Annotated in this window: 36 protein-coding genes and 2 pseudogenes; 17 read left to right on the forward strand and 21 right to left on the reverse strand. The window is 65.6% G+C overall.

All coding sequences use genetic code 11. The features are described from left to right. Positions 1 to 28: 28 nt before the first annotated feature. From ACOQOU_RS01880 to ACOQOU_RS01960, 17 genes and pseudogenes are all read right to left on the reverse strand, one after another. Complete coding sequence (locus tag ACOQOU_RS01880) at positions 29 to 622, reverse strand: hypothetical protein (RefSeq protein WP_420578795.1); 594 nt, start codon at positions 620 to 622, stop codon at positions 29 to 31. A gap of 132 nt (positions 623 to 754) precedes the next feature. Beyond that, on the reverse strand, positions 755 to 1,423 hold the full coding sequence (gene nusG / locus ACOQOU_RS01885; protein WP_420578796.1) for a transcription termination/antitermination protein NusG: 669 nt from the start codon (positions 1,421 to 1,423) through the stop codon (positions 755 to 757). Beyond that, entirely contained in the window at positions 1,407 to 2,360 is a 954-nt protein-coding gene (locus tag ACOQOU_RS01890) for a hypothetical protein (RefSeq protein ID WP_420578797.1), read from the reverse strand. The genes nusG and ACOQOU_RS01890 overlap by 17 nt, the downstream gene beginning before the upstream one ends. Next, positions 2,290 to 3,147 carry a hypothetical protein gene (locus ACOQOU_RS01895; RefSeq protein WP_420578798.1) on the reverse strand — a complete coding sequence of 286 codons (858 nt, stop codon included), beginning with the start codon at positions 3,145 to 3,147 and terminating at the stop codon, positions 2,290 to 2,292. Before ACOQOU_RS01895 ends, ACOQOU_RS01890 begins: the two co-directional genes overlap by 71 nt. After that, complete coding sequence (locus tag ACOQOU_RS01900; protein WP_420578799.1) at positions 3,144 to 3,380, reverse strand: hypothetical protein; 237 nt, start codon at positions 3,378 to 3,380, stop codon at positions 3,144 to 3,146. The genes ACOQOU_RS01895 and ACOQOU_RS01900 overlap by 4 nt, the downstream gene beginning before the upstream one ends. 347 nt (positions 3,381 to 3,727) lie before the next feature. Beyond that, entirely contained in the window at positions 3,728 to 3,967 is a 240-nt protein-coding gene (locus ACOQOU_RS01905) for a hypothetical protein (RefSeq protein ID WP_420578800.1), read from the reverse strand. A gap of 542 nt (positions 3,968 to 4,509) precedes the next feature. Continuing rightward, a pseudogene (locus ACOQOU_RS01910) lies at positions 4,510 to 5,031 on the reverse strand (DNA cytosine methyltransferase); the annotation flags it as partial. After that, the gene (locus ACOQOU_RS01915) at positions 5,025 to 5,441 is read right to left on the reverse strand and encodes a hypothetical protein (protein ID WP_420578801.1); all 417 of its coding nucleotides are present in this window, start codon (positions 5,439 to 5,441) and stop codon (positions 5,025 to 5,027) included. The pseudogene ACOQOU_RS01910 and the gene ACOQOU_RS01915, both read right to left, overlap by 7 nt. Next, complete coding sequence (locus ACOQOU_RS01920; RefSeq protein ID WP_420578802.1) at positions 5,441 to 5,959, reverse strand: hypothetical protein; 519 nt, start codon at positions 5,957 to 5,959, stop codon at positions 5,441 to 5,443. Before ACOQOU_RS01920 ends, ACOQOU_RS01915 begins: the two co-directional genes overlap by 1 nt. Then, on the reverse strand, positions 5,956 to 6,342 hold the full coding sequence (locus ACOQOU_RS01925; RefSeq protein WP_420578803.1) for a hypothetical protein: 387 nt from the start codon (positions 6,340 to 6,342) through the stop codon (positions 5,956 to 5,958). The genes ACOQOU_RS01920 and ACOQOU_RS01925 overlap by 4 nt, the downstream gene beginning before the upstream one ends. Further along, positions 6,339 to 7,562 carry an SAM-dependent methyltransferase gene (locus tag ACOQOU_RS01930; RefSeq protein ID WP_420578804.1) on the reverse strand — a complete coding sequence of 408 codons (1,224 nt, stop codon included), beginning with the start codon at positions 7,560 to 7,562 and terminating at the stop codon, positions 6,339 to 6,341. The genes ACOQOU_RS01925 and ACOQOU_RS01930 overlap by 4 nt, the downstream gene beginning before the upstream one ends. A gap of 122 nt (positions 7,563 to 7,684) precedes the next feature. Next, positions 7,685 to 7,963, reverse strand: a pseudogene (locus ACOQOU_RS01935) (DUF2312 domain-containing protein); the annotation flags it as partial. A 91-nt stretch (positions 7,964 to 8,054) separates the two neighbouring features. After that, a complete protein-coding gene (locus ACOQOU_RS01940) occupies positions 8,055 to 8,978 on the reverse strand; it encodes a ParB N-terminal domain-containing protein (RefSeq protein WP_420578805.1) in 924 nt (307 codons plus the stop codon). Then, a complete protein-coding gene (locus tag ACOQOU_RS01945) occupies positions 8,975 to 9,172 on the reverse strand; it encodes a hypothetical protein (RefSeq protein ID WP_420578806.1) in 198 nt (65 codons plus the stop codon). Before ACOQOU_RS01945 ends, ACOQOU_RS01940 begins: the two co-directional genes overlap by 4 nt. Positions 9,173 to 9,302: 130 nt before the next feature. Then, the gene (locus tag ACOQOU_RS01950; RefSeq protein ID WP_420578807.1) at positions 9,303 to 9,689 is read right to left on the reverse strand and encodes a hypothetical protein; all 387 of its coding nucleotides are present in this window, start codon (positions 9,687 to 9,689) and stop codon (positions 9,303 to 9,305) included. 263 nt (positions 9,690 to 9,952) lie between these two features. Beyond that, positions 9,953 to 10,300, reverse strand: coding sequence for a hypothetical protein (locus tag ACOQOU_RS01955; RefSeq protein ID WP_420578808.1), 348 nt, complete (start codon positions 10,298 to 10,300; stop codon positions 9,953 to 9,955). A 62-nt stretch (positions 10,301 to 10,362) separates the two neighbouring features. After that, positions 10,363 to 10,617 (reverse strand): hypothetical protein, encoded by a 255-nt coding sequence (locus ACOQOU_RS01960; protein ID WP_420578809.1) that lies wholly within the window; start codon positions 10,615 to 10,617, stop codon positions 10,363 to 10,365. Here ACOQOU_RS01960 and ACOQOU_RS01965 point away from each other — a divergent pair. The 17 genes from ACOQOU_RS01965 to ACOQOU_RS02045 all read left to right on the forward strand — a co-directional run bounded on the left by ACOQOU_RS01965 (position 10,607) and on the right by ACOQOU_RS02045 (position 19,582). Beyond that, positions 10,607 to 11,368, forward strand: a complete 762-nt coding sequence (locus tag ACOQOU_RS01965; protein ID WP_420578810.1) for a S24 family peptidase — start codon at positions 10,607 to 10,609, stop codon at positions 11,366 to 11,368. The genes ACOQOU_RS01960 and ACOQOU_RS01965 overlap by 11 nt on opposite strands. A gap of 61 nt (positions 11,369 to 11,429) precedes the next feature. Continuing rightward, entirely contained in the window at positions 11,430 to 12,083 is a 654-nt protein-coding gene (locus ACOQOU_RS01970) for a type VI secretion system-associated protein TagO (protein WP_420578811.1), read from the forward strand. A 295-nt stretch (positions 12,084 to 12,378) separates the two neighbouring features. Beyond that, positions 12,379 to 12,696: a hypothetical protein gene (locus ACOQOU_RS01975; RefSeq protein WP_420578812.1), complete on the forward strand. Its 318-nt coding sequence runs from the start codon at positions 12,379 to 12,381 to the stop codon at positions 12,694 to 12,696. Beyond that, the gene (locus ACOQOU_RS01980) at positions 12,693 to 12,815 is read left to right on the forward strand and encodes a hypothetical protein (protein ID WP_420578813.1); all 123 of its coding nucleotides are present in this window, start codon (positions 12,693 to 12,695) and stop codon (positions 12,813 to 12,815) included. Before ACOQOU_RS01975 ends, ACOQOU_RS01980 begins: the two co-directional genes overlap by 4 nt. Continuing rightward, complete coding sequence (locus ACOQOU_RS01985; RefSeq protein WP_420578814.1) at positions 12,815 to 13,096, forward strand: hypothetical protein; 282 nt, start codon at positions 12,815 to 12,817, stop codon at positions 13,094 to 13,096. Before ACOQOU_RS01980 ends, ACOQOU_RS01985 begins: the two co-directional genes overlap by 1 nt. Continuing rightward, positions 13,093 to 13,491 (forward strand): hypothetical protein, encoded by a 399-nt coding sequence (locus ACOQOU_RS01990; RefSeq protein ID WP_420578815.1) that lies wholly within the window; start codon positions 13,093 to 13,095, stop codon positions 13,489 to 13,491. The genes ACOQOU_RS01985 and ACOQOU_RS01990 overlap by 4 nt, the downstream gene beginning before the upstream one ends. Before the next feature lie 7 nt (positions 13,492 to 13,498). After that, the gene (locus ACOQOU_RS01995) at positions 13,499 to 13,903 is read left to right on the forward strand and encodes a hypothetical protein (RefSeq protein WP_420578816.1); all 405 of its coding nucleotides are present in this window, start codon (positions 13,499 to 13,501) and stop codon (positions 13,901 to 13,903) included. A gap of 12 nt (positions 13,904 to 13,915) precedes the next feature. Next, positions 13,916 to 14,338 carry a hypothetical protein gene (locus ACOQOU_RS02000; protein WP_420578817.1) on the forward strand — a complete coding sequence of 141 codons (423 nt, stop codon included), beginning with the start codon at positions 13,916 to 13,918 and terminating at the stop codon, positions 14,336 to 14,338. Continuing rightward, positions 14,335 to 14,592 carry a hypothetical protein gene (locus ACOQOU_RS02005; RefSeq protein WP_420578818.1) on the forward strand — a complete coding sequence of 86 codons (258 nt, stop codon included), beginning with the start codon at positions 14,335 to 14,337 and terminating at the stop codon, positions 14,590 to 14,592. The genes ACOQOU_RS02000 and ACOQOU_RS02005 overlap by 4 nt, the downstream gene beginning before the upstream one ends. After that, on the forward strand, positions 14,585 to 14,830 hold the full coding sequence (locus ACOQOU_RS02010) for a hypothetical protein (protein ID WP_420578819.1): 246 nt from the start codon (positions 14,585 to 14,587) through the stop codon (positions 14,828 to 14,830). Before ACOQOU_RS02005 ends, ACOQOU_RS02010 begins: the two co-directional genes overlap by 8 nt. Then, positions 14,823 to 15,368, forward strand: coding sequence for a hypothetical protein (locus ACOQOU_RS02015; protein ID WP_420578820.1), 546 nt, complete (start codon positions 14,823 to 14,825; stop codon positions 15,366 to 15,368). The genes ACOQOU_RS02010 and ACOQOU_RS02015 overlap by 8 nt, the downstream gene beginning before the upstream one ends. Next, complete coding sequence (locus tag ACOQOU_RS02020) at positions 15,361 to 15,933, forward strand: hypothetical protein (protein ID WP_420578821.1); 573 nt, start codon at positions 15,361 to 15,363, stop codon at positions 15,931 to 15,933. Before ACOQOU_RS02015 ends, ACOQOU_RS02020 begins: the two co-directional genes overlap by 8 nt. Before the next feature lie 58 nt (positions 15,934 to 15,991). Beyond that, a complete protein-coding gene (locus ACOQOU_RS02025) occupies positions 15,992 to 16,474 on the forward strand; it encodes a hypothetical protein (protein WP_420578822.1) in 483 nt (160 codons plus the stop codon). Further along, complete coding sequence (locus tag ACOQOU_RS02030) at positions 16,471 to 16,875, forward strand: hypothetical protein (RefSeq protein ID WP_420578823.1); 405 nt, start codon at positions 16,471 to 16,473, stop codon at positions 16,873 to 16,875. Before ACOQOU_RS02025 ends, ACOQOU_RS02030 begins: the two co-directional genes overlap by 4 nt. A 74-nt stretch (positions 16,876 to 16,949) precedes the next feature. Further along, entirely contained in the window at positions 16,950 to 17,804 is an 855-nt protein-coding gene (locus ACOQOU_RS02035; RefSeq protein ID WP_420578824.1) for a tyrosine-type recombinase/integrase, read from the forward strand. A gap of 208 nt (positions 17,805 to 18,012) precedes the next feature. Then, entirely contained in the window at positions 18,013 to 18,732 is a 720-nt protein-coding gene (locus tag ACOQOU_RS02040; RefSeq protein WP_158585146.1) for a helix-turn-helix transcriptional regulator, read from the forward strand. Between the two features lie 193 nt (positions 18,733 to 18,925). Further along, on the forward strand, positions 18,926 to 19,582 hold the full coding sequence (locus tag ACOQOU_RS02045) for an acyl-homoserine-lactone synthase (protein WP_420578825.1): 657 nt from the start codon (positions 18,926 to 18,928) through the stop codon (positions 19,580 to 19,582). 651 nt (positions 19,583 to 20,233) lie between these two features. Here ACOQOU_RS02045 and ACOQOU_RS02050 read toward each other — a convergent pair. The 4 genes from ACOQOU_RS02050 to ACOQOU_RS02065 form a co-directional block, all read right to left on the reverse strand. Further along, positions 20,234 to 21,757, reverse strand: coding sequence for a putative bifunctional diguanylate cyclase/phosphodiesterase (locus tag ACOQOU_RS02050; protein WP_306025833.1), 1,524 nt, complete (start codon positions 21,755 to 21,757; stop codon positions 20,234 to 20,236). Between the two features lie 281 nt (positions 21,758 to 22,038). Further along, positions 22,039 to 23,664: a dihydroxyacetone kinase subunit DhaK gene (locus tag ACOQOU_RS02055; protein WP_109768123.1), complete on the reverse strand. Its 1,626-nt coding sequence runs from the start codon at positions 23,662 to 23,664 to the stop codon at positions 22,039 to 22,041. Between the two features lie 12 nt (positions 23,665 to 23,676). Further along, complete coding sequence (locus ACOQOU_RS02060) at positions 23,677 to 24,678, reverse strand: ABC transporter ATP-binding protein (protein WP_109768124.1); 1,002 nt, start codon at positions 24,676 to 24,678, stop codon at positions 23,677 to 23,679. Next, the gene (locus ACOQOU_RS02065) at positions 24,671 to 25,768 is read right to left on the reverse strand and encodes an ABC transporter ATP-binding protein (protein ID WP_306025954.1); all 1,098 of its coding nucleotides are present in this window, start codon (positions 25,766 to 25,768) and stop codon (positions 24,671 to 24,673) included. The genes ACOQOU_RS02060 and ACOQOU_RS02065 overlap by 8 nt, the downstream gene beginning before the upstream one ends. Positions 25,769 to 25,916: the final 148 nt, after the last annotated feature.

The following is a 25,916-nucleotide window of genomic DNA, read 5'->3' on the forward strand; positions in this document are numbered from 1 at the left end:
GCTGGCATTTCGACGAAAGGACCCGAACCTATCGGGCCGTCCGGATGGCTTGCTGCAGTGAACGGGCGAAGCGGGCGGGAAAAGCGCGCCCGGCCACCTTCGCCATTTCCACATGAAAGCCGAGGCGCGGCTGATAGCTCGTTTCATCCTCATAGCGCACGAGCAGCTTCAGCTTGCCGCTCTTCATCCGCTGCCAGATGCCGCCCACCCCGCCGACGCGCCCGGAGAACGTGCCCGGCTTGGCAAGCGCGTTGCGCACGGCGTTGCGCGGCAAGTTGCCGTACTTGTTGCGCCGCTGGCCGACCGGCACGAGGAACGCGCGCCCCTTCGGACGCTGCACGCCGCCCTGTTCCTGCACCCGCAGATACTCGGCCTGGATGTCCTTGATGAACACGGTCGCGACCAGCCGGTGCTTTCGTGCCCCGCTGAACGCCGGGCCTTTCTGGGTGAACGGTGTCGGCCGGTCCAACCGCTTGCGGATGAGGCGTTCGGCTGCAGGCTTGAGGTCGAGCCGGGCCGTATCGGTCAGCGCCTTGGCGGTTGCGAATGGCACCTGCCGGGCGACAGACCTGTCAAGATAGCGCGTCCACTGCGCGATGTCGCTCTCAAAGCTTAGCAGCATGACAATGGGGCGAGGCCATATCTCCCCCTTCGCGGAAGAACGACGTTCCGGATCCGGTGTGTCGCTTCCAGGGTTGGAGGGCGTCGCGGTCCTGCCGCTTCGTCCTGACTCCAGTGGCCTCGGTCGAAAGGGCTAGCCAGCCGGCCGGATGTCGTCAACCCCCATCTCGACCAGCGTCTGCCGTCCGAAGATATCGACCTCGACCTTGATCTGGTTGCGCACATCGTCCGGCCGCGCGACTTTCGCGGGGAAACCGGCGAACGATCCGATGATGATCTGGACGGCCTCGCCGGCCTTGTAGAGCGTTGGCGCACGTCGGCTGGCCTTCACCGGCCGGAGCGCTTTCCACAACAGTTTGAATTGCTTGTCGGTCAACGGAACGCAGCCCTGCGGATTGCCCAAGACGCCGATGAACCCGTCAAAGGTGCGCAGGGCCTCAAAGCTCATGGCGTGCGGTACGACCTTGACCAGAAGATAGCCGGGGAAGGCAATTTCGGTGTGCGTGAGGCGCTGCTGTTGGCGCGGCAAACGCTTGTGAATTTTCAATCGCGGGCACCAGCACCGAATGCCGGCACGGTTCATCTGGCGGGTGATCGACGCGCTGCGCGCGGCATGCACCCGAATCAGGAACCAGCGCGCAGGCCCTGCCACCCCGTCCGGCGTGCGATCAGCCGCCGCCGCCCGCAGCCAGGCGATCATCTCGCGCCGCCGCCGCTCGGCATCGTCCTTGGCCAGCGAGCGATCGCGGTCGCTCACATGGTCGAGCCAGTCACCGCGTGTCTGGTCAGGCTGCACGGTCATCGCCGGTCGCTCCATCGGTTCGGGTTGCGGTATCCAATGCCCCGGCGAACTGGTCGAGCGCGGTTTCGCAATCGGTCAGGCGCGGCTCGGCGCCCTCCTCGATCGCCGCCTTCGGCGCGTAGATGACCGGCAGCATCCTGGGCACGGGCAGCTTCGGCCAGCGCCTGTCGCTGAACAGGCCGCGCCAGCGCGCCGCCAAAGGCCCGTCGACCACGACAGGCTCCATCGCGTCCTTGAGCGCATGCCACCGTTCGGGCAACGCCAGGCCGCGCCCCACGGACGCGCGGTCGAAGGCGCGCATGACGGATGGAAAGGCGCGGTCATGGTCGGCCCGCATGGGCGCATCAGGCAGCGCCCCGCCCTGCGGCCCGGCCAGCAGCGTGCCGAAGACGAAGGCCGACCAGACCGGGCCGAAGGCCGTCGCCTGATCGGTCTCGGCCGGTTCGGTCACCAGCGCTTGGTCTTGGGCGCCCGCTTCGGCCAGAGGGCCATAGACCGTACCCATCCGCCATTGGCTGCCAACCGGGAACTCCAACGCCGCGCAGCGGCGCCCGAACTCGACGAAGTCCATGTTCTCGAACAGCACCGCGCGTGCCGCCATTTCCTTGGCCAGCCGCGCCCGCATCCGGTCGGTCGGCGTGTCGGCGCCGGGGATCGGGCTCGGCGCGGGCAATCGCCGGCTGGCGTCCGCCAACAAACCGAGCAACTCCTGGCGCTTTTTGACCTCGGCGACGAACTCGGCGATGGATGGCGCGAACGTCTTGTTCTGCCCCATCACCTCCCCGCGCCGAAACCTGCGACACGCCTGGACGATGGCGCCGTCGGAGAACCCTGCCAGATCGACGGCGTAGGTCTGCATGAGCAGTTCAGGGTTCGACTTTCCCTGCGGGAAGGAATTCAACGTCGCGCCCAGTTCTTCCATGGTTTCCGGCTTCATAGTCTCGTTCTCTCATCTGGCTTGCAATCATCGCGGCGGCTTCGGCGGCATTGGCCGGGCGGCCCGATGGCGGCGGCGTCCGGTTGCGGGGAACCGGTGCGGGCTGATCGTCCCAGCGATCCTGGTTGAGCCAGGTGGCGGGGTTGCACCACGGCCTGTCGTCGGTCTTGGCCACATACCGGCGCAACCCGGCCATCAGCACGTCCAGCGGCACACGCTTCACCGCCCGGCCGAACGCCGAACGCGCATCGCGTTTGCCGACCTTGTGCGGATAGATCGCCCAGAACGCGTCGAACCCCGCATCGCTCGCGCGCGCGTTTTCGGATATCCCGTCAGGGATATCTTCTGGTTTCTGGTTTCTGGCTTCTGGCTTCTGGGGCTTATCGGGTGGCTTATCCTCTTGGTTATCCAACGCCGAAAAAGCGCTTTCTTTTGAGAGGCTTGGATTGCCTCCGCTTTTCCCGTTCCTGCGCGCTGTGGCAGACTTCTTCGCCATCCGCGTCATCTTCCGCGAGTAAACGACACCCTCTTTCGTGCGGGAGAACACGCCGGCAGTTTCCAGTTCGCCGATCAAGTCGGGGATCTGGTCTGGCGGCGCTCCTGCCAACACGGCGAGCTGCGCATCTGTCGGGGAGTGACCGGCGACGAGAAGGTGGCCATACGGGGTGGCCTCGTGCATCAGGGCGATCATTTCGACCCAAAGGCCGCGTGCCGCCATGCTGCACATTCGAAGGCGGGGGTCAGACCGCCAATCGGTGGGATAGAATTTGAACCAGGGCTGGTTCATGCCCCGGTCCCCATCGGTGCTTTCGCTCTGGGCTTCGCTTCCTGTGCAGCCACGAGCCGCTCCAAAATGCAATCGATCAGGACGCGCGACGCAAACGCCACATCGCCGTTTTCGTCGGCCAACAGGAATCGCAGCGCGAGGGCCAGGCCCTCGGCATCCAGCAGCATGTCTTCAAGTTCGTAAGGGTTCGGGGCATTATTCGGCCTGCCCCCGGCGGTTGATGCGATGCTCATGATCGCCTCCGTGAGTATCCGCCGCCACAAGGTTGCAATCTTGTGCTGGCGGGGTGGACAACACAGGTTGCAACTACCCCTGCGCGCCTCACGGAACACGCAGAGGTCCGCCGAAGCGGCCCATGCGCCCACCCCATACATGCCCGACAAAGCGTCGTGGCATGGAAAACCGCGCTGGTTCGGCGCGGCTGGAGTGCCGTGAGACGGTGCGGGGTTGCAATCCCGGCACGCCCATTTCTGACGTGCACTCCAAAACTGAACTGATTTGCGATGATTGTCAAAACGCCCACCATTCAGATGGGGTATGGCGTCGAAGACTGCGAATCGGCGGTCGGCCAACAACATGCTCACAACAACCGCCCTGCCCGCTGTTCGGCCGCCCAAATCGCCACGCAGGCCGGGCAGGCATCGCACCAGTCGACGCCGCGGCGGAACCGCCGCCAGCCGGCCCGCTTGGCATCGGCGAGCAGGATGGCCCGGTCGTGGGCGGAGCCTGCCCCGGACCCCGATCCGGGGGCCGTTTCCGGCCACACCGTGCCGCAATCGTCGCAGACCAGTTCGATGGTGCCGCCGTGCCGCTCGATCACAACCCGCACCCTCCTTCGCATTCGAGCAGCCAGCCCTGGCCGCGATCTTCGGGGGTCGACAGATCGACCTCCGCAAGCGGCACGCGGTCGGCATGCAGGAACTCGGCATGGCTCATGCTTGGTGTGTTGCGGATCAGCGCATCGATACGCTTGGCCTCCTCCCACGCGTCGGGATCGTTATCCCGCAGCCAGCGCCATTCCGCGTTCGAGCGGAACGGGCAGAAGACGCAGGCCGATTTGGGCGGAACCGGATAGTCGCGCCGTTCCAGCCAGCGGATGCAATCGTGGCGTGACATGCGCTGTTCGAGCAGCGGAAACCGGTTGACCGCCCATCGCGTGAAAGCGGCGCCGGCGCGCACAACTTCATCGGTCGAGAAGCCAATCCAGACCTCGGCCGATCCCTTGGGGATGCGCTGGCGAGGCATGTAGCCCAACAGCTCGCGTTGCAGCTTTTCCAACGGCCCGATCTTGAACTCGCGCGTGCATTGGCGCCGGCCCATACCGCCATTGGCCGTGAAGAACGGCGCGCTGACGAAGCGGTTCGGCTCGCCGTCGCAGCGCATGATGATGAACAGGCGCTTGCGGATCGTCGGCGCGCCATAGTCGCAGGCGCGCAGTTCGCGCATTTCGATCGTGTAGCCGTGCCCGCGCAGCGCCTTCTTCCACGGGTCGAAGTCTTCCCACGTCAGGAACTCCTCGACATTCTCCATGATGATGACGCGCGGCTGCCGCGCCGGGCCAAGCTGGCGCACGAACTTGACGATCGTCCAGGCCAGCCCGCGCACCGAGGGCGATGTTGGCCGCCCGCCGCGCGCCTTGGAAAAGTGCCGGCAGTCGGGCGAGGCCCACAAGAGCCCGATCGCCTGGCCGCGCCGGCGGGCATGGTCTTCAAGGTCCACCTGCCAGACATTTTCGGTCAGGTGTTCGCAATCGGGATGGTTCGCCGCATGCATGGCGAGCGCCACCGGATCGTGATTGATGGCAATGTCCGGCGAGCGCCCGAGCGCCATTTCGATACCGGTGGAAGCGCCGCCGCCGCCGGCGAAACTGTCGACGATCAGCATGTTTGATCCTCGCTCGCGGTGTCGGCCTGACGGCCTCGCGCGCTCCGCCGCACGCACGGCGACCCCGGATCGCAGTCCGGGGCGGGCGGCCGGTCGGCCTTTTGGGAGCGTGAAACAGTCTCGTGTTTCACGTGAGCCTGGGGGTAACAGTCTGTTTTCTCGCCCTCTTTTTTCGGGCACCTGTAGAAGGACCGTTCGCTGACGCCGGCCCAATCGCAGATCGCCATGACCTTGCCGATTCCGATATTGGCGCCGCCCATCGCCTTCGACAGGTCCTTGGTCGTCACACCGATCTCCGGGGCGATGGCGCGCAGGCCCCGGCCGTCCGCCTTGTGCGCCGCATCGACGGCGCGTGCGAACCGGCGCCAGTCGAACCCGGCGCGGGCGTGATTTGCGTCAGCGGCGGGCATCAGTCGCACCCCGGCCCGATGCGGGTGGAATCGCCGGTCTGGTTGAAGCCGGTGAAGTCCCTCCAGTGGCGCCAGCCCTTCGGGCAGTGAAAGCCCCACTCGCGGATTCGCGGCCCGGTCACAAACAGCGTCTTGCAGGGCAGACCGTTGCGCAGTTCCAGCCGGTGCGCCGAGGCGGCCCGGCGGCCGACGATCCGGCCCGGCTCCAGAAAGCGGCGGAAATGGGCAAACCAATATGTGCTTTCGTCGGCGCGGCTGGGCAGGCGAGCATAGTGTTCGACCATCCCGCCTTCGAGGATGATCGACACCGACCACCATGGATGATCGTGCAGCGCGCGGTCGTCATCGTCGCGGACGACGACATGGTGATAGATGTTGAGCCAGCGGTTGCGCGGGATGACGAACCACCGGAGCATGTAGGGGTTTTCCCCACCACCGATCACCACGTCAGGTGCCCGCGACAGGCGCAGCCGGTCCATCCGGCGCGCGATGATGTCGGTGAGCCATCTGGCGTTCATGAATCGTCTCCCTCCGTTCCCGGCGCAGCCGGCAAGCGCGACCGCGCGTCGGCCCCTTCGGGCCGGAGCCCGCCAGCCGAAGGCGATGCGGCGGGCGATGATCGGAAAACCCGCTGCCCTCCGTCTGGTGTGAGTTCGATGCCGTCATCGGCCGGCACATGGCCGAGCGCGCCCCAGATGCGGACGCGCAAGGCGGGATTGACCAGTTCGCCGCGATGGGCGCGGGTGAAAGCCTGGTGCGAGACGCCCGCATCGCGGCGCACGATGGCCGAGACGGCGCGCCGGGCGGCACGGGGCGTTTCGCCATGCAGTGTGCGCCGCGCGGCGATCCGGGCGGCGATGAAAAAGCCCAGCGTGGCGGGCGAGTAGACGTGGCCGGTCATGCCGCACCCCCGGGCGCCAGCGGCGCGGCGTCCTGAAACTCTTTCCAGTCGATGCGGTTGAGGCGGGTTTCCCGGCCATAGGGGCGGTCGGGATCGATCTCCAGCATCGGCGGCGTGGCCGCCTCCCACACCAGCCAGCAGGTGTTCATCCGGCTCGACGCCTGGTTTCCCTCCCAGCCATCGCGATGCATCATCGGCAGGCGCCGGGTGAACACGTGAATGCGCGCCGGGGGCCATCGGTCCAGAAAGAACGAGCGGTCGGGATCATCGAAACCGGCCAGCACGTTCAGATTGCACAGCATCGCCATCTTGCGCGGTCGGAACGTCTCCAGCGCGTGCCGGATAAAGGCGTTTATGACAGCGCCATAGGGCGGGTTGGTGACAATATCTGCCCCGCCCTTAAGCGTCGCGGCCGCAGCGGGCCGCTCGCTGGCGGGGACCCCGGTTTGCGGGGAACGCCCGCCTTGCCGCTCGGCCAGCCAGGCCCGGTCGGTGTCGAGGAAATCGACCACGGTCTGGCATTCGCCATGGCGATCGGCCGTGCCATAGTCGTTGATGTCCGACAGGATCACGTCATAGCCGGCCGCTTCCAAGGGACCGGAAATCGCGCCGCGGCCGCATGCCGGTTCAAGGACGGTCTGCGCAAAACGCTCCAACGCCAGCAAGGCGGCGATGGCCTCGATCGGCGTCTGGTAGAGATTGTCGCCGCGGTCCTCCCGGGACGCGCTGTCCGTACCGATCGCGGCGCGCAGATTGGCGCGGGTCGGCTCCAGCCCCTCGGCGATTCGCGCGGCGATGGCCCGTTCGGCGAGGCCCGGCTTGTCGCGCTCGGCGTCGCGCAGCTTTCGGGCGTGGGTAAGGGCGGCCCGGTCAATGCCAAGGTCGTCGAGCGTCGAAATGCTGTCGTTTTCAGCATTTGCCTTGCGCTTGCCCCGCGTCGCGATGACGCCGGCCGCCTGCCCCGCATCGACCTCGTCGGCCATGCGGATCTGCACCCGCGCCTCGATCAGCAGCGCCTCGCCCTGCAGTTCGTGCGCCTTGCGCAGCAGCTGGTCGGATGCGGCGACGCGCCTGGCCAGCGCGCTCGCCTGCTTGGCCGTGTCATAGGCATGGCCGGACAGCACCCGCGCCGCTTCGAGCGCGCCATCGTCGAGACAGGCCCGCGCCCGCTCGATCAGATCGGGCAGGTCGGCGGGCGGTGTCGGCGCCAGCGCGGTCATGCCTCATCGCCCCAATCGACGCCTTCAGCGCGCTTGGTGCGCAGCGCGTCATCGGGTTTCTGGCGGGGCTCGCGCTTCTTCTTCGGCGGAGAGGCGGGTAACCGGCTCATGTCAGCCCCCCCCTCATCAGGCGTCAGCATGCCGAGCGCGGCCATGTACGTGTCGAGGATGGCTTCCTGTTCCAGCCGCTCGTTCTGGTCCTGTTTGCGGATCGCGATCAGGCGCCGCAGCGCCTTGGTGTCGAACCCGTTGGCCTTGGCCTCGCCATAGACATCCTTGATGTCGTCGGCGATCGACTTTTTCTCGTCTTCCAGCCGCTCGATGCGCTCGACCAGGGCGCGCAACTGATCGCGCGCGACATTGTGGACCGTGTCTTCGCCGGTCTCGCTGCCATCGAACATGGCGGTCCCCGTCGCCGCCGGCCTGCCTTTGGCCGCGGCGCGTGATTCCTTCCGTGCGGCGCCCCTTTGGGCGCGAGTCAGGGTCTTGCTGTCAGCCATCGCCACCCCCAGCACCGCCGGCCTGTGGCAGGGCCATTCGCACCTTGCCGAACCGTTGATCGACAAAGTCGAGCACGTAGGTGTTGAGCATCTCGTGCCGAGGTGTCGGCGTCAGGCCCATGCGCAGGCTCTTGCGCCGATGCATGTCGGCGCGTTCGACAGCTTCCCAAACGTCGAAGTCCGCGAGCATGTCGGCGGCCGCCGAACTGCCGATAAAGGCCGGCCGCTCGACCAGCGCCATGATCACGGCACGAAGGATGGTCGAGTCCCAAAGCTCGGCCTGGTCGGCAAAGCCTTCCGTTCGGCGCATAAGCCCGATCGCGTTCGACACAGCCTCGGCGCCGTGCTGTTCGATCAGCTTGCAGAAGGTTCTGACGGCGAATATCTGACCGGGCTTCTTGTCGGTGTTCGTCATGTTGCGCGTCATCAAGCGGCAGTTGCCGGCTTCGGCGACATCGCGCGCCCGAACCGCCCAGGTCTCCCCGGCGGTCAGCGCAGCACGGAAGATGTGAAACGGCGTCACCTTGGTGACCAGGCCATTGACGGCGGCAAACGCAGCCGCCTGTTCGTTCAGCGCCAGCTGGACGATCTGACAGGGCACGCGCTCGATCCCGCACAGTGCGGCAGCATGGGTGCGGTGCTGGCCGTCGATGATCGCGTACTTGCCGCCCTCGGCCGGAGCGACGAAGACGGGCGAGAAGTGCGACCAGCGAAACTGCTCGGCTATCCGGCGGATCGCCTTCCAGTTTCCCGGCAGCAGATCGCGCTGATAGCGCTCATCGACAACGAGAGCGTCGATCCGCAGCCAGTCAAGAATCGGCGCCGCGCCGGGCTCGAACTGCGCCGGGCGCTGTCCGCCGCGGACCTCGATCGGGCGCAACGCCGGCGCTTTGGCGGGCAGGTCTGCATCGCTCATCGCAACACGCCCTCCCCGGCCCGGCCTGCGCGCACGAGGCGCGTCAGGGTTTCGTCGTGCTCGACGGCGTTGCGAGCCAGCCGGTCGATGGTTTCGGACTTGAGCCCGCCAGCCTTCGCAGCAAGCGGGTTTGGCCGGTAGTTCGGCGACGGCGTGTAGGACCGGAACCCCCGCCGCGTTTCAGCGTGGCGCAAGCGCGACTGCGCGTCGGCCCCCTCGGCGAGCGCACGGTCCGCAGGACGCGCAGCCGTCGCGCAAGTCGAGCCGGAGGAATTGGGCCGGAGCCTGTCAGGCGGCGAAGCCGCCGGAGCGACAGGCGATGAATCAGGAGAGAGCCGCTTCGAGTTCGGCCATGGCTTTCTCGATCCGCTCACGGCGCACCTGCCCGCCGAGCCAGCGCTCGGTGCCCGGATAGGCGGCCGACAGGATGGCCGGCCCGAACCGGTCGATCAGAAGGCCCATATGGGCGGCCGATGGCGCAGCACGGCCACGCAGCCAATTGTCCACCGTGGCCGCCGGTATGCCGGTCTCGGCCTGCACATTGAGCGCGGTCGCGGTTGGAAAGGCCCGGCGCAAAAACGTCACCACGCTGTCGGGATCGAACGGCGCAGACCTGCGCACGACAGGCGGCATCTTTGCGCCGGACGCGCCGGCACAATGGGCCGGAACGCGCGCGGCCGAAGGCGTTTTGAGACGGGAACTGGACATCATGGCTTCTCCATCCGCAGCCCGGACGGGCCGCGATACGCGGAACACAGGAACGAAAAGACCCGCCCGGCACGGGTGAAGGGAAGCCGGGCGGGCAAGTGCCCCGGCGCATGAGGAGCCGCCGAGGATCGGGAGGAAACGCAAGGCCCGGGGACATCGCACACAGGGTCATGACCGCCGCCCCGAGCCGAACCGCTCGATGATCATGACCATCGCCGCGGCACAGGCCGCAGCGAACAGGAAAACGGCAAGCGAGGCACCGACGCTCATGAGTTTTTGTCCGGATCATCGCCCGGCGCACCGGCTTCGCCTGCCGGGCTCCGGCCCGAAGGGGCCGACGCGCGGTCGCGCTTGCCGGCTTCGCCGGGCGATACAGCATCATCAAAGGCCAAGCGGCCGTCGCCGCCTTCGCGGCGGAGCGTGCCACCCGCCACAGGCGGGTTTGCGGCACGCGATACACTGTCCAAAAGCCTCGGCATGCCGATCGCTTCGGCGCGCTCGGCGATCAGCCGGTCGATGGTTTGAGAAACGGTCAGCCCGTCATGGGCGGCGATCTGGATCAGTGTCGCCGCCACATGGGGCGACAGGCGAATGGCAACGCCGTCGCCGGTCACGGTGCCGGCAACTGGCGTCTTTGGCCGCGGCGGCGGCGGCGGGGGGAGCCACTCGGTGCCCATCACTCAGCCGCCTCGCGCTCGGTTTGCGGCTTTGGCCGATCGACGCCATCGGGCCAGTCAACGCCGTCCGGCCAGTTGTCGGACAGCCATTGCATGGCGGCCTCAAGGCGACGCGAACCGATATCACCGCCGTCGTGGATCTCCTGAAGCCGCGTGCCACGGCTCAACAGGATCGTCGACAAGCGTGACCGGCTAAGGCAGGCATGATGTTCATACACTGTGCACACCCGCAGGAATTGGTCGATGAGGGTCATGACGCAGGGTTGTGGCGTACATATGTACGCCTTGTCAAGCTACAAACTTCCGCTTTCTTGTGGCGCTCACAAGTACGATAGTACGCAGATGGCGAACAGCCCGGTTCACACACGCATCAAGGAGCGCCTTGCAGCCTTGGCAATAAGCCCGCAGCGGGCATCGCTGGAAGCCGGTCTCAGCAAGGACTACCTGCGGTCTCTGCTAAGCCGACCGGGCAGCTCACCGCGCAGCGACGCATTGAAGAAGCTTGCGCTCGTGCTTCGCACGACACCGCATTGGCTGTTGACCGGCGATGAGCCGCCCGCCCCGGTCGAGCCGCCCGGCGTGCCCGTCGATCTGCCGATGAGTTCGGCGCGGAACCTGCCCGTCTACGGCCTCGCCGCCGGCTCCGTGCTTGGCGCGCTGACCATGACATCCGATCCGGTCGAGTATGTGCCGACCCCGCCGGGCCTGGCCCGGGTGCGGGACGCCTATGCGCTGATCATCACCGGCAGGTCGATGGAACCGAAATTCGAGGCCGGCGACGTGGTGTTTCTCAACCCGCACCGGCCGCCGCGTCAGGGCGATCATGTCGTTGTCCAGGAGCGGCGCAGCGGCGGAACGGTGGTGACCATCAAACGGTTCGAGCGCTGGAACGACGGATATCTCGTCACCACGCAATACAATCCGCTCAGCGAAGTACGGTTCAGGCGCGACCAGATCATCGCCGTGCACCGGGTGCTGACGGTCAACGAACTGTTCGGGATCTGACAGGGCTTGGCAACGCCCCGGTCACGCGCCATGATGTTCGTCAATACTGTGCGGCCCGGAAATGATCATGCGTCTTATTGCACTTGTTCTTGCACTTCTTGTCACCGCGCAGCAGGCCGCCGCAAGTTCGCCTGCCCTGCGCGCCTGCCGCGGCATAGCCGATGATGCGGGCCGGCTCGCCTGCTATGACCGATGGGCGGGCCGACTGGCCGGCGATGAGGGCAGGGACACAACGACCGCTGATACCGACAGCCACGGCGTCGAGCACAGCCGCAACGCGTGGGCCTTGCACATTGACACATCGAAGTTTACCGACGAGCCAAGCGTCTATCTCAGTGTGATCTCGCGGCGCGCTGTTAGTTGCCGACTTCGCCGCCCGCAGCCCGTGACACTGTGGATTCGTTGCCTCGAAAACACGACGGCTATCTTTCTTGAGACAGGCTGTTTCGTTGCCGACATTCAAGGCTATGGCGACGTGGACATCCGTCTTGACGACACGCCGATGCGAACGCTGTCGATGAGCGAATCGACAGACAACAATGCACTCGGTCTTTGGAGCGGCCACCGTTCGATCCCCGTCGTCAAAAGCCTGTTCGGGAAAGAGCGTATGGTCGTTCGGTTCACACCTTACAACGAGAGCCAAGTCACCACCACGTTCGACATTGCCGGACTCGAAGCTGCCATCGCGCCGCTACGCAGGGCGTGCAACTGGTAGGCGCCGGCCAACCGCCGATGTCCACCATAACATCACCGTGGGCGCAGATGATCGCGATTTGCAAGGCGGCTCTTCCACATAGTTGGCAGGGCCTAAATTCGTCACGACCTGCGACCCGGCACTAGGCGCCGCTCCCCTCCGAACGTCGATCGGCTGCTGATGGACCATCAAACGTACATTCGTACGCTCTTGCCTGTTGACACGTACATTTGTACGCCATACTGTCCGCCCTGTTCCCCGGCCGGGCGGCTGTGTTCCGAGTGCCGCCGGCGGGACCCACCGAAAGGACGGACCAATGACCGAAGCGACCTACACCGAAGCCGACATTGAGGACGCGCGGTACGAGATGTGGATCGCCAGTGGCGGGCCGGCCAGCGAGACCGAGCGGCACGCCAAACTCGCATCCGACGGCCTCGACGCGCTGATCGCCGCAGGCTGGGACATCCTCCAGCAGCGCATGGTGCCCGAGTTCGACATCAAGGTCATGGAAGCGGTCATTCGCAAGGGTGACAGGCTTGAACTGGTCAGCTGGTCGACCTTCAACAAGGGCTGGATGCGCAAGACCGGGGCGGGGGGCTGGATCATTTTTCCCCAGCGGGAGCACGCCGCATGAACCATCATCCATTCACGCACCTCCCGAGCCGGTCGCGGACGCCATGGCTGCCGATCGTGGCCCTGGTGTCCGCGTTCGGTTTCGTGGTCGCCTCGGTCGTGCTGGCGGGGGTGATGTGATGGGCCTTTTCGACAGGTGCGAGGGATGCGGCAGACCCATCAGCAATGGCGAGCCGTACCACTCCGATTGGGAGAACGGCATTGCGCTCTGCGAAGAGTGCGCCCCGACATGGCAAGACTTCAAGGACGAACCCGGATTGTTCTTCAGCCCGGCCATGGACCAGCACCACACATCCGAAACGGCAAAGCCGCTGATCGACGCACACATCGCCGCCGGCGGCGCCATGACCGACAAGATCGGGCTCGTGTCGGATGTCCCGACGTCGGAGAATTGCACATGACCGGCACCGACAATACCGGCAAAGCCGGCAAGCGCGACCGCGCGTCGGCCCTTTCGGGCCGGAGCCCGGCAGGCGAAGCCGGTACGACGGGCGAATTCTCAAAAACCCCAACCAAGGAGACCATCATGTCCAACACAAAACGCCAGATCGTCGTGCTCGAGCGCGGCTGGGTCTATGTCGGCGATGTCAGCCGCGATGGCGATGACATCGTCATCGAGAACGCGCTGAACATCCGGCGGTGGGGCACAGGCCGGGGGCTGGGCGAACTGGCGCTGAAAGGTCCGCAGCCGAACACCAAGGTCGATCCGGCCGGGACGGTGCGCACCCACAAGGGCGCGATGATCCATCTGATCGACTGCACCGGCGGGGACTGGACCGCCGCGGCGGCAGGGTGAGGTGGCCATGGCACAGCACAAGGACACGGGGGCCGCCGCAACCGGCGGTGCCCCCGACATCAAGGGCACGGCGCGCGGCGTGTCCGCGATCCAGCCCCGCGATGAACGGCTCCACCTGACAACGGCTTACGGCTACGGCGACGGCTACGGCTACGGCTACGGCGACGGCGACGGCTACGGCTACGGCGACGGCGACGGCTACGGCTACGGCTACGGCTACGGCGACGGCTACGGCGACGGCTACGGCAACGGCTACGGCGACGGCTACGGCAACGGCTACGGCTACGGCTACGGCAACGGCGACGGCGACGGCGACGGCGACGGCAACGGCTACGGCTACGGCTACGGCGACGGCTACGGCTACGGCGACGGCGACGGCGACGGCGACGGCTACGGCTACGGCTGCTGGTAGGCGCGCGCACCCATGTCCGCTGTTTCGCCCCTCGCCACCCAGATCCTCGACGCCGGCACCCATGCCGAGCGCGCCAACCTCCTTCTGACCGCGCCCCATGGCCTGTTGCTGCAAGGCGGCGCCGCCATTTTCGAGGCGTGCGAGGCCGTTCAGTTCGGCGTGGGCGGCGACTATGTCGCCGCCGTCGTCGCCACCCTGTGTGCGACGCGCGCGCCGGACGGCGCCCTGCCCGACCATCATCGCGCCCGCCTCGAGGGCATGGCCCAGCTTCTCAGACAGGTGACCAGCCTGCCCGACGACGCGCTGATCGCCATGCAGGCGCGCCACGACGCGCGACTGGGCCGTGAAAACCCCGACATGGTCGGCACCCCCGCCTATGACCGCGCGTGGGCGGAGATGCGGTCCGGCAAGCCTTCCGACAGGGGAGCGCCATGAGGCACACTCAGACCCGGGCCCGCGCGGCCGTTGCCATCGCCGCCGGCCTTTTCGTGGCCGGGTTTCTGCTCCGGATCGACACCGCGCGGCTCGATTTGTTGGGCGTTTCGGCGGTGATTTTCATGGCCGCCCTGCTGATCGTCGACGCCATCGTCGAGGCCGGCACCCCAAAGGCCGACCGGCCGTCCGGTCCTTTGGCCGGGAGCGCGCCAGGCGAAGCCGGTTCGGCGCGCGAGGAATCGAACAATGGCTGACGCGGCCACCAAGAAGAAGCTGGCCGAGGCCGACATGGCGGTCGAAGCGATGCGCGAAGGCGGCGTCGACCCGATGCATGTCGAAGCCGTCAAGCGGCTGATCCGCGCCCATCGCGGCATGGCGCAGACCTGCAGCGCGCTTTGGCGCGACAACCGCGCGCTGCGCGACCGGATCGCCGGGCGCGGGCAAAAGCCCATTCCCGATGCATGGGAAGAACGGGAGGCGCACCATGGGTGAGGGAAAGCTCACGCCAGCGATGGTGGCGGCCGGCGCGGCGGTCCTGCGCGCGCTGGCAATGCGCGCAGACGGTGGGCACATCGTTGCCGCCATGTACCACGCCATGCAGGCCGAGCGTGTCGAGCCGCTGCCCGAAGCCGCTGTGGACCGAGCGTTGGAGCACATGCTGGAGAAGGCGGCAGCGCAGGCGACCCTCGAAGAGATCGCCCACGACGTCTATCTGGATCTCCTTGCGATGCAGCCGCAGGCGACCGGGCGCATGGTCGTCGTCGAGGAGCGCGTGCCCACAATGACGGTCAGCGAGTTTGCGGATCGGACGTGGCTGGCGCGGCTTCCCTACCACGATCCTTACGAGGACTCGCCGTTGGAAAATGCTGCAGTTCGCGATGCAGTAATCGAAGCAGTTGAACGCGCCGCTGTTCCTCTGCCGGTTCTAGAGCGGGACCGGGACCGGGACCGGGTTCCGACAGGGCCTCATGATGAAGGCGCAGTTCAAACAGACCGACGAAGAATTGTAGTGCTGAGGCTGTATGTCTGATCGCTCCGAGGTGATGCTTGAGATCGTGAGACCGATAGCGCAACTCATCGGGTTCACCCGACGTGTAGAAGGCGCCGAGCACGATGAATTGGCGCTCGACCGAAGGCCCAACCGTGTAGATGCGACCGTGCGCGGCAACGTTGCGCACCCTGCGCTTGCGGTCGATCCCCTTTCGGATACGGACCCACGCCTCGCGCATGTCCACATGGACGGGCCCCTTGGTCGTGTCGAACCGTTCCACTACGTGGTGCAGGTTTCTGTTGACCAGCTTGTCGGCGATGCCGAGTTTGGTGCGGGCCGAGTGGATCGAGCCCATGATCATCGCTCCGAGCATTTCGCGACGCCGTTGGCGTTTCGGGTCGATCGCGATGTCGACGATGGCGCCCAGCGCGTCGTCGATGGACGCGAACACTTGCAGCAGGTCGACAATCGCCTCGCGCATGGCCGACGTCTCGCGCGCCAACCTCTTCCCCATCTGATCTTCCGTCTCGATTGTCACGGCATGCCGGGCCTCCCCGTCCCGGCAAGCAGCCGATCCGATCAGCTTCAAGGAGTCAAGCAATGACGACCGCCCGCCGCATGCTCGACGGCCGCGCCCACGACGCCTGGCCGGAGGCGCGCTGATGGTCGCCTACAACTTCCAGACCCGGTTCGCGCCCATGGTCGAAGACGGCCGGAAGACCCAGACGATCCGCGCCGATCGCAAGCGCCATGCCCGCGCGGGCGAGCCCGTGCAGCTCTACACCGGCATGCGCACCGCCGCCTGTCGGAAGCTGCGCGACCCGGACCCCGAGTGCCTCATGTGCAAGCCCATCCGGATCAAGGCCCGCACGATCAGCATCGGCGATCTGGCCGCAACAGGCGCCAAGCTGCTTTGGCGACCCGACGAGCTTGAGCGCTTCGCGATGGCGGACGGCTTCGACAGCCATGCCGACATGATCGCCTGGTTCGACGAGACCCACGGCCTGCCCTTTGCCGGCTGGCTGATCGGCTGGGCGCCTTCGACGCAGGCCGCCCCCCCAAAGGCCGCAAGGCCGTCGCCGCCTTTGCGGCGGAGCGAGCGCGGCGGCTGCGCCGCGGGACAAGCGAGCGATACACAATCATGACCCAGGCGCCCTACTCCATGGCCGGGGCCGCCGCGCGTCTGGGCGTTTCGCGGCGCCAGCTGCAGACGATCATCAAGCGTCATCCACACTACTATGCCAACGGCAACCGCAAGCTGTTTACGGAAGGCGACATTGGCGCCATCATGAAGGGGCTCCGCGATGAGGCGCGCGTGGCCGCGGCGCGCAAGGCCGCCGACGCACGGGCAGGAAAGGACCGCTCGCCATGCCGCTCAAGCTCGAGGACCCAAGGCCGGGCAAAACCCCGTTCTACACCGTCCGGGGAACGCACCGTGGTGTCCATGTCCACCGAAGCACGAAAACTGGCCGCCGAGATCAGGCGAAAATCTTCCTCGACCGGATCCGCGACGAGATCGACCGTGCATTCCTTTCCGGGGAAATAGGCGCCGGCTTCAAACCCGGCGCGGCAAAGCCCGACCCGTCCACAAAGCTGTTTCTGGAAGCCGCCGCCGAATATATGGCGGCCGGCGGAGCGGACGATCATCTCGACCCGGTCATCGACGCGCTCGGCGACAAGGCGCTGGGCGACATCGACCAGTCGCTGCTGGACGTGACAGCCGCCGCGCTCTTTCCCGCCGCGACCCCGGCCACCCGCAACCGCTGGTTCTATACGCCCGTCTCGGCGATCCTCAAGCAGGCGGGCGACGAGCGCACGATCCGCCGGCCGAAAGGCTGGCGCGGCAAGCCGCGCGTCCACTGGATGACGCCCGATCAGGCCGGGCGCATCTTGGCGGCCGCCGACGCCGACGACGCCGAGTTCGGTGTCTTTCTGGCAACGCTCCTTTACACCGGCATGCGGCTCTCCGAAGCGACGGGGCTGACCCTCGATCGCCTCAATCTCGGCGAGGCCTGGGCCTGGACGCCCAAGACCAAGAACGGCCAGCCCCGGCTGGTGCATCTGCCGCCCGTCCTGGTCGCCGCGCTGGCCAACCATCCGCGCGGGCTGGACCGGGGCGCCGATCGCACCGGCGAGCGGGTGTTCCGGTTCGTCAAATGCGGCCGGCTCTACACGCGCATCCGGCGCGTGCGCAAGGCCGCCGGCCCGGACTGCGCCTTCGTCACCTTCCACACGTTCCGCCATACTTGGGCGACATGGATGCGCCGCTATGGCGGGCTCGACACGCGCGGGCTGGTCGACACGGGCGCTTGGCGATCGATGCAGTCGGCCGCCGTCTACGAGCATGTCGTGGCGTCCGAAGAGGCCCAGCGCGCCGACGCCCTGCCCGATGTCACCCGCGCAACGGCTCCAAACACGGAACCGGTCGACCAAATCGGCGGAAAATCCGTGGAACCGGGCAAGCGTCGCGCTTAACGGCTTGATGTCAAACGCACTTTTATTGCCTTCACACGGCAGGGGTCACTGGTTCAATCCCAGTATCGCCCACCATCCCCCTTCGTTCGACACCGTTCTGTGCTTCTTGGCGCGCCAAGATGCGATGGACTTTCGACCTGCTTTTCAAAGTCTGCCGAAAGGTTTACGGTGCGTAATCGGGTCAAGATGCAAGCCGAGGGGGCATTCCGTGACCGATGATGATGCCTTTGACTTTGTTGCACGCGTCGATGAACACAAGACGCTGGACGCGCTGCTGACAGATCTCCGGCAGCAGGCCTCCAACTTCGGCTTTGAGCATCTCATTCTGACCGGCGTGCCCGTCGGCGGGCAACGGCTGGAGCCGCTTGTCGCGCTGAACGGCTGGCCCGAAGGCTGGTTCAAACGGTATGTCGCCAAAGACTATGCCAGACATGACGCCGTCTGCGTCCATGCCGCCCAGTCGTTTCGGTCGTTTGCCTGGTCCGAGGTGCCGCGCCGACTGCTTGATCGGCCGGCCTGCAAGCGCATTCACGGCGAGGCGAGCGAGTTCGGGCTCTTGTCCGGCTATGTCGTCACCATGTCCTCCGAGCACCATTGGAACACGGCGGTCTCCTTCGGCTCGCCGGAAGACGGGCTGGTGATCAACAAGCGCGACCGCGCGCGCCTGAGCCTGATGGCGACCTATGCCGGCGCACGGGCCGAGGAGATACTCGGCCTCACCGGCCAAGCGGACCCGTTGACGCACCGCGAGAAGGAAGTGCTGACCCACTTCGCAGTCGGCCGTACCGCCGGCGCCATCGCCGAGCTGCTGTCGATATCCGAACGCACGGTGGTTCAGCACGCCGAAAACTTCCGGCGCAAGCTCGGCGTCAAGTCGACCGTGCACGCGGTCGCCATTGCGATCAAGCGCCGCCTCATCATGCCCTGAGCCGCCAAACGGCAACCGGACGATCCGTCACCGCGTCATCCGGCAGCGACAGACGATGGGCGATGGGCGATGGGCGATGATGTGCGTTTGCAAGTGCGATTGACCGCAAAAATCGTACCGGCATCGGAACATCTTCCGATTCCGCCGCTCACAATCCGGTGCGACAATTCCTCCAATCGCCGGAGGAAGACCGATGATCGAAGCCCACGTCTTCAGCTACGGACAGCGCCACCTTTATGCCGACGACTGGGAGCAATGGCTCCGTTTGCGCCATCAGGTCTACATCGAAGAGAAACGCTGGCACGAGCCCAATGCGGACGGCCGCGAAACCGACCAGTTCGACAATGATGCGGCGACCTACATACTCGGCCTTCTGGACGGCCGGGTTGTCACCTCCGCCCGGCTGATCCCCTGCAATCGGCCAACGCTCGTGTCCGACGTATTTCCGCACTTCTGCGAGCGGGCCGGCGTGCCCGACCGGCCCGACTGGATCGAGTGGACGCGGACGCTGACCGTCCCGGAGTTGCGGTCAGGCGGCCGGCAGAGCATCCTGACCCAGCTTTGCGCCGCGGTGATGGAGTATTGCCTTCAGGAAGGCGCGGCCAAGGTCGGCGGCATCCAGGAGCTGTTCTTCCTGCCCAAATGGAAGCATCTTGGCTGGAAGACGACACCGCTCGGACTGCCGCAGGAAATCGAGGGCAGCGGCGAATGCGTCGTGGCTTTCATCGACGTTAACGAAACCGCGCTCGGCAATATTCGTACAGTGCTGGGAACCGGTCGTTCTCCGCTGCGCCACCGAGGAGAACGTCCCCGGCTGATCGACGGGGACCGGGTGGAGTTCACGCAATGAGAATTGGTTCGACGATTGCCGGCGGCAGTGTGTCCGGACCCCAGGCTTGTCCGCCAGTCGGACAAAAACAGGAAACCCCGCAGGCTGCAACCTGCGGGGCTTCAAGGCACGGCCTAACGGGTGAGGTCTGAAACCGCGCGCGCCAAACATATTTGTTTGTTGCCTGCGGTCCATAGGATCCGTGCCGATTTGTCGCGCCCGACCCCCCCTGAAAACGGTCGGGCGCGGCAGGTTTTTCGCCCGTCCTATTTGCGCCGGTTACAGATTCAGGTGCGGTGTCGAACCGTTCATCGCTGTCAATCGCCGGGAAAAAACTTCATATTCTTCTTCAATAACAACCGCATGGCGATCGGCATCGACTGGTCGTCGCGGCTGTTTATTGAGCGGTCACAAGAAAATACACGGCGACCACAAAAATTTATGCCTTTCGCGCTCGTTAGACGCGAATCCTTGGGCGCCGATACCGGCGCATCGATGCGACAAACCCGAAAACCGTTCACAACTTATCAAATCATGCCGCCGCGACAGTCTTTGCCTTATTGGGCATGCCGTTCCGCCAAAGGCGGCACCAGAAAGAGCTGCAAGCCCCGGTCAGCGTATGCCGGACGGCACGATTGTCTGGTCTGTCGCCGGTGCCGACTGGAGCGTCGTTCACGCCGCGTCGGTCAATGCCTTGGCGCTGTAGAGCGCGACGATCCTGTCGCGGCTGGCCGGCGCCTGATGGAAGTAGCCCTGGAACAACCGGCAGCCGGCAACGGCGGCGCGCAACCGGTCGTCCTGGGTCTCGATGCCCTCGGCGACAACCGTCCGGTCCATTTTGCCGGCAATCTGCGTCACCGCGCTGACGAAGGTGTCGGTGACCACGTCCGTGCCGATGTTCTGGATGTAGGATTTGTCGATCTTGATGATGTCGAACGGCAATTTGCGCAGCTGGTTGAACTCGCTGTAGCCCATGCCGAAATCGTCGAGCGCGATCCTGAAGCCGGCGCGCTTGATGTCCGCCATTCGGTCGACGAAATCATCGGAGGTATCGAGCATGGCGCTTTCCGTGATCTCGAGCACAACCCGGCTCGGCGGAACGTTCTTGCGCTTGAGAACATCGACATAGTCGCGCAGGAACGTGTCATGCGCGAGCTGCCAGGCCGAAATGTTCACGTTGACCGACACATCCGGCAGGGTTTCCAGATCATCGCAGACCTGCTTGAGCACATAGAGCCCGAGTTCGTGGATGAGGCGCGACTTTTCGGCGACGGGAATGAATTCGGCCGGCGAAATGGCGCCGCGAACCGGGTTGTGCCAACGAACGAGGGCTTCCAGAGAGTTGAGTGACCCGTCTGTATCCATGATCGGCTGGTAGTGGACGGTCAGTTGGCCCAGAAGAATGGCCGCGCGCAGTTCGCGTTCGATGAACCGCTCCTGCCGCGCATCGGCGAGGATCTCCGGCGAGAACACCGACCAGGCGCCGCGTCCGCCGCGCTTGGCTTCCTGCAGTGCCAGATCGGCGAACGACAACATGTCGTTGGCATTGTCGGTGTGGCCCGGCGCGAGCGCGACGCCCAGAGACGCTGAAACGGCCTGACGTCGGTTGGCGATGAACAGCCCTTCACGCAGCGTCGCCAGATATGCCGAACAGGCATCGGTCACATAGCGTTCCGGAATGACGTCGTCGGAGGAAAAGAAGACGGCCAGTTCATCGCCGCCCAACCGGCCCACCGATGCGCCGGGAAACGCCTGGCGGGCAATGCGGGCGCAAAAGCCCAGAACGTCGTCACCCGCCCCATGGCCGAGCGCGTCGTTGATCTGCTTGAGATGATCGATGTCGATGATGACCAGCGCAACCGAGCCGGACTTGCGATGGCTGGCCACGGTACGCTTGAGATCATCGAGAAAATGGCCGCGCATGGCCGCGCCGGACACAAGGTCCGTGTTGTGCTTCAGCCGCAATTCCTCATTGATGACCCTGTGGGTCTTCAATCGCTCCGACATCAGCGCATAGATCGCACCCGCGATGATGATGATCAGCGCCGTGCTGGCCATCTCCAACTGGGCAAGCGCCTGGGCCGTCACCATTGTGCTGAGCGTTTCGTAGGGCAAGACGAAATGAACCGAGTGCGCAGCGACCAGAACGACGAGAACGAGGATCAGTGCGTGTTCGACGGTGAATCGGCGAGGCAATGCGGGTTTGCCGCCGATGGTATTTCGCAAGCTGGGATTGGGCGCAGACATTGCGGCCGGTCTCTCCGTGGCATGAACGTCTGACTGATGGGTGCCGGACGCAATTTGATCAACAAACATGCCGGGAGCGGCGTCTAGTCATCGCACGCATCATGCGCGCCGGTCGATGATGCCATTTCTAGAGCGTCATGCTCTCGTTTTTCTTAATGGCGGCCCCGCAAAATATCATGGGACCCGTCATTTCCATTCGCTTTCGCGCCGAAATCCCGTCTGGTGACGGATCAGGCCGCGCCCGACAGGCCTTCCAGCAGCAGCGCGACGGCTTCGGCACCGGGATCGTTGTGACCGGCAAGGCTCCGGGCGGCCACATAGGTGGCGCGGCCGGCCTTGGCGCGTGTGATCTTCGACGTGGCGTCGGCCCCGGCGCGCGCAGCGCGCGCCGCGACGTCCAGCCCATCATCGAGTGCGGCAAGCGCCGGCGCCAGCGCGTCGATCATGGTGCGGTCGCCGGGAGACGCGCCGCCGACCTGCATGATGCGATCAAGGCCGGCCGAAAGCGCGCCGACCGCATCCTTGCCGTTGGCCGAGGCGTCACCGGCAGCGGCAAAGAAAATCGCCAGCAGCACGCCGGACGAACCGCCCATGGTCTGGCTGAGTTCGCTTCCCAGCGCACGATAAAGCTGGGTCAGGTCGGCCAGGGGCATGCGGTCGAGCGCGGCCATCAGCGCCCGGCAGGCGGTTGCCAGGGTCGAGCCCGTGTCTCCGTCGCCCGATTTGGCGTCGAGCGCGTTGAGCCTGTCTTCGGCCTCAAGCAGAATTGCACAGCAGCGTTCGATCAGTGCCCTGTGTCCGGCATGCTCGGACGCCATCGGCTGGATCGGCGACAGCCCGTCGGGCAGCGGCACGATGTGCGGTTCGCCCACTTCGGCCATGCCCGGCCATGCGACAGGGGCGACCGGCGCCTTCAGCGCGTTCAGTTCGTCCACGCCCACCGGCAGCAGCGACACCGAAAACCCGCGCATGTCCAGCGATGTCATCAGCGGCGCCGGCCCGATCATGTGGCTGACCTTGCCGGCGATCGACGAACGGCACAGTTCCTCGGCCAGAACCGACATTTCGAGCGGCGTGGTCGAACCCAGATTGTTCAGCAGCGCGACATGTGGCCGGTCGTCCAGATGCGGCTTGAGCTTTTCGGCAACCATCTCCATGGCATGCCGTGCACCCTCGAAATCGACCTGCTCGACGCCGGCCTCGCCGTGGATGCCGAGCCCCAGTTCAGCCTTGCCGGCGGCGATCCGGTCTTCCTTGGGCGAGCCGGGCACCGTGCAGGTGTCAAGCGACATGCCGATCGAGAACACGCCGTCGATGGTCTTCTGCGCGAGCGCGGCGATCTCGTCGAGCGACGCGCCGGCCTCTGCCGCCGCACCGGCGATCTTGTGCACGAACAGCGTGCCGGCGACGCCGCGCGGCTGCGGCAGGTCGGGCAGCGCAACATCGTCATCGACCACCACCATCGCCACCTTGATACCGAAGGCACGCGCCCGTTCGGCGGCAAGACCGAAGTTCAGGCGGTCACCGGTATAGTTCTTGACGATCAGCAGGCACCCCGCCTCGCCGGTGACCGCGAGGATCCCGGCCAGCACCGCATCGACGGAGGGAGAGGCGAACACGTCGCCGCAGACGGCAGCTGTGAGCATGCCCTGCCCGACGAACCCGGCATGGGACGGCTCGTGCCCCGAGCCGCCTCCGGAGACGAGCGCTACCTTCGATCTGTCCCAATCGGTGCGCACGACCACCTTGATGTGCGGGAAGCCGTCGAGCCGCGCCAGCCGTCCGTCGGCGTTGCGCAAAAGCCCGTCAATGGCTTCGGTGACCACATCTTCCTTGGCGTTGATGAACTGTTTCATGGCGTGCCTCCCTCACACTACCCGGTTGCCCGCCGCATCGAAAAAGAGCGGTTCGTGCGGCGTCACCGCGACGCGGTCACCGTGATCGAGCGTCGAATGGGCGTCGGCGAGCGTCGTCAGCACATGCCCTTCGACCTCAAGATGCACCCGCGTCTGGTCACCCAGATGCTCGACCCGTGTCACGGTGCCCGATTTGCCGCCTTCGCCGTTCAGCGAGATATGCTCGGGCCGCAAGCCGATATGGGCGGCACCGGACGGCGCGCCGCCGAACAGCCCTGCCGGCAAGAGATTGATGCGCGGCAGGCCAAGGCGCGTCGCCACATATTCGCTCACCGGGTTTTCGTAGATCTCGCGCGGCGGCCCGAACTGCACGAGCCGCCCTTCGTCGAGCACGCCGATATGCGTCGCCATCGTCATCGCCTCGATCTGATCGTGCGTGACATAGAGCAGCGTCGCCCCCAGATCGGCCTGAATGCGCTTGAGTTCGATCCTCAGCTCCGAGCGCAGCTTGGCATCGAGCGAGGACAGCGGTTCGTCCATCAGATAGATCGCCGGATCGCGTACGAGTGCGCGCCCGATGGAGACGCGCTGCATCTCGCCGCCGGAAAGCTGCGTCGCCTTGTTGTCGAGCTTGTGCGGGATCTGGAGCACCTCGGCCACTTCGGCGACCTTGCGCTCGATCTCGGCCGGAGAGGTGTTCAGGATCGGCGATTTGAGCGGAAAGGCAAGGTTTTCGCGCACGGTCATGTGCGGGTAGAGCGAATATTGCTGGAACACCATGGCGACGTCGCGCTGTGCCGGCGTTTCGCCGACAACGGATCGGCCGCCGATCGTGATCTCGCCGCGGTCGGGCCTTTCGAGACCTGCGATCAGCCGCAGCGTCGTGGTCTTGCCGGCACCCGTCGGACCGAGCAAGACGACGAACGCACCGTCGGGCACGTCGAGATCGATGCCATCCACGCCGATCGTGTGGCCGAAAACCTTCGTGACATCACGCAGAACGACTTCAGCCATGGCCGAACGCTCCCGCATTGAGGTCCGAGGCAAGCGCCCGGCCGGTCGTGTCGTCGAACAATGTCAGCGTCTGCGGCAGGAAATCGAGACCCACCGTCTCGCCCGGCCGGATCGCATGCGCCGCGCCCGTGCGCGCCTTGACCTCGCCATTGGGTGTATCGAGCGTGACGATCTGCGTGGTGCCCAGATATTCCGCCGCACGAACCTCGCCGCGATAGGAGGCGCTGTCCGAAAGGACCACGTGCTCGGGCCTGACGCCGAGCACCAAGTCTCCGGCGGCCGCCTCATGCTGCACAGGAACGGCGAAATCGGCGCCGTTCAGCGTAACTCTCGATGCGCCTTCGGTGACCGTGCCATCGAAACGCAGGAAATTCATCGATGGCGATCCGATGAAATCGGCAACGAACATGGTCGCCGGCTTGTCGTAGATTTCCTGTGGCGTGCCGAACTGCTCGACGACGCCATGGTTCATCACGACGATCTTGTCGCCCATCTGCATGGCTTCCAATTGATCATGCGTGACATAGACCGTCGTCGCGCCCATCCGGTCGTGCAGCGCCCGCAATTCCTCGGCCATCCGCTCGCGGAACTCGGCATCGAGCGCGCCCAGCGGCTCATCCATCATGAAGGCCTTGGGATCGCGGACGATTGCCCGGCCGAGCGCCACGCGCTGGCGGTCGCCGCCCGAAAGCCCGCCGACAGGCCGGTCGAGAATGCTCTCGATGCCCAGAATGCGCGCGACTTCGTCCAGCTTGCGGTTGATCTGCGCGCGCGGCATTCCCTGGCTGACCAGCGGATAGATGATGTTTCGGCGCACATTCATGTGCGGGTAGAGCGCGAACATCTGGAAGACGAAAGCGATGTCGCGCTGACTGGCCGGCTTCTGGCCGACTTCCTCGCCGCCAATGTAGATTTCGCCCGATGTGGGCAGTTCGAGCCCGGCGATCATGCGCAGCGTCGTCGTCTTGCCGCAGCCGGACGGGCCGAGCAGCATGAAGAATTCGCCATCGGCAATGGTGAAGGACGATGATTGCACGGCAGTGAAATCACCGAACTCCTTGCGCAGGTCTTTGATGACGATCTCGGCCAACGTCAGGTCATCCATCCATGAACGCGATCGGATTTGGCGGCAGAAATGGCAAAGGGATGCCAGGAACCGTTCGATGAGCGGGCCGGCCGCCCGGTCGAGAGCGGCGACGCCGCAGCGCGCAGCCATTTCGCCGTCCGAAGGATAAGGA

The organism is Oceaniradius stylonematis, from assembly GCF_965223445.1.
GTDB lineage: Bacteria > Pseudomonadota > Alphaproteobacteria > Rhizobiales > Rhizobiaceae > Roseitalea > Roseitalea stylonematis.

Coding starts and splice junctions, on each gene's coding strand:
- ACOQOU_RS01995 (WP_420578816.1), top strand. CDS start 13,499: ATGGCACAGCACAAGGACACGGGGGCCGCCGCAACCGGCGGTGCCCCC.
- ACOQOU_RS02010 (WP_420578819.1), top strand. CDS start 14,585: ATGGCTGACGCGGCCACCAAGAAGAAGCTGGCCGAGGCCGACATGGCG.
- ACOQOU_RS01920 (WP_420578802.1), bottom strand. CDS start 5,959: ATGAACGCCAGATGGCTCACCGACATCATCGCGCGCCGGATGGACCGG.
- ACOQOU_RS02020 (WP_420578821.1), top strand. CDS start 15,361: ATGTCTGATCGCTCCGAGGTGATGCTTGAGATCGTGAGACCGATAGCG.
- ACOQOU_RS01990 (WP_420578815.1), top strand. CDS start 13,093: ATGACCGGCACCGACAATACCGGCAAAGCCGGCAAGCGCGACCGCGCG.
- ACOQOU_RS02045 (WP_420578825.1), top strand. CDS start 18,926: ATGATCGAAGCCCACGTCTTCAGCTACGGACAGCGCCACCTTTATGCC.
- ACOQOU_RS02060 (WP_109768124.1), bottom strand. CDS start 24,678: ATGGCTGAAGTCGTTCTGCGTGATGTCACGAAGGTTTTCGGCCACACG.
- ACOQOU_RS01900 (WP_420578799.1), bottom strand. CDS start 3,380: ATGAGCATCGCATCAACCGCCGGGGGCAGGCCGAATAATGCCCCGAAC.
- ACOQOU_RS02025 (WP_420578822.1), top strand. CDS start 15,992: ATGGTCGCCTACAACTTCCAGACCCGGTTCGCGCCCATGGTCGAAGAC.
- ACOQOU_RS01960 (WP_420578809.1), bottom strand. CDS start 10,617: ATGACCCTCATCGACCAATTCCTGCGGGTGTGCACAGTGTATGAACAT.
- ACOQOU_RS02000 (WP_420578817.1), top strand. CDS start 13,916: ATGTCCGCTGTTTCGCCCCTCGCCACCCAGATCCTCGACGCCGGCACC.
- ACOQOU_RS01930 (WP_420578804.1), bottom strand. CDS start 7,562: ATGACCGCGCTGGCGCCGACACCGCCCGCCGACCTGCCCGATCTGATC.
- ACOQOU_RS01975 (WP_420578812.1), top strand. CDS start 12,379: ATGACCGAAGCGACCTACACCGAAGCCGACATTGAGGACGCGCGGTAC.
- ACOQOU_RS01970 (WP_420578811.1), top strand. CDS start 11,430: ATGATCATGCGTCTTATTGCACTTGTTCTTGCACTTCTTGTCACCGCG.
- ACOQOU_RS01895 (WP_420578798.1), bottom strand. CDS start 3,147: ATGAACCAGCCCTGGTTCAAATTCTATCCCACCGATTGGCGGTCTGAC.
- ACOQOU_RS01925 (WP_420578803.1), bottom strand. CDS start 6,342: ATGACCGGCCACGTCTACTCGCCCGCCACGCTGGGCTTTTTCATCGCC.
- ACOQOU_RS02030 (WP_420578823.1), top strand. CDS start 16,471: ATGACCCAGGCGCCCTACTCCATGGCCGGGGCCGCCGCGCGTCTGGGC.
- ACOQOU_RS02055 (WP_109768123.1), bottom strand. CDS start 23,664: ATGAAACAGTTCATCAACGCCAAGGAAGATGTGGTCACCGAAGCCATT.
- ACOQOU_RS02035 (WP_420578824.1), top strand. CDS start 16,950: ATGGCGGCCGGCGGAGCGGACGATCATCTCGACCCGGTCATCGACGCG.
- ACOQOU_RS01915 (WP_420578801.1), bottom strand. CDS start 5,441: ATGCCCGCCGCTGACGCAAATCACGCCCGCGCCGGGTTCGACTGGCGC.
- ACOQOU_RS01980 (WP_420578813.1), top strand. CDS start 12,693: ATGAACCATCATCCATTCACGCACCTCCCGAGCCGGTCGCGGACGCCA.
- ACOQOU_RS01985 (WP_420578814.1), top strand. CDS start 12,815: ATGGGCCTTTTCGACAGGTGCGAGGGATGCGGCAGACCCATCAGCAAT.
- nusG (WP_420578796.1), bottom strand. CDS start 1,423: ATGACCGTGCAGCCTGACCAGACACGCGGTGACTGGCTCGACCATGTG.
- ACOQOU_RS01880 (WP_420578795.1), bottom strand. CDS start 622: ATGCTGCTAAGCTTTGAGAGCGACATCGCGCAGTGGACGCGCTATCTT.
- ACOQOU_RS01965 (WP_420578810.1), top strand. CDS start 10,607: ATGAGGGTCATGACGCAGGGTTGTGGCGTACATATGTACGCCTTGTCA.
- ACOQOU_RS01890 (WP_420578797.1), bottom strand. CDS start 2,360: ATGAAGCCGGAAACCATGGAAGAACTGGGCGCGACGTTGAATTCCTTC.
- ACOQOU_RS02005 (WP_420578818.1), top strand. CDS start 14,335: ATGAGGCACACTCAGACCCGGGCCCGCGCGGCCGTTGCCATCGCCGCC.
- ACOQOU_RS01950 (WP_420578807.1), bottom strand. CDS start 9,689: ATGATGTCCAGTTCCCGTCTCAAAACGCCTTCGGCCGCGCGCGTTCCG.
- ACOQOU_RS01940 (WP_420578805.1), bottom strand. CDS start 8,978: ATGAGCGATGCAGACCTGCCCGCCAAAGCGCCGGCGTTGCGCCCGATC.
- ACOQOU_RS02015 (WP_420578820.1), top strand. CDS start 14,823: ATGGGTGAGGGAAAGCTCACGCCAGCGATGGTGGCGGCCGGCGCGGCG.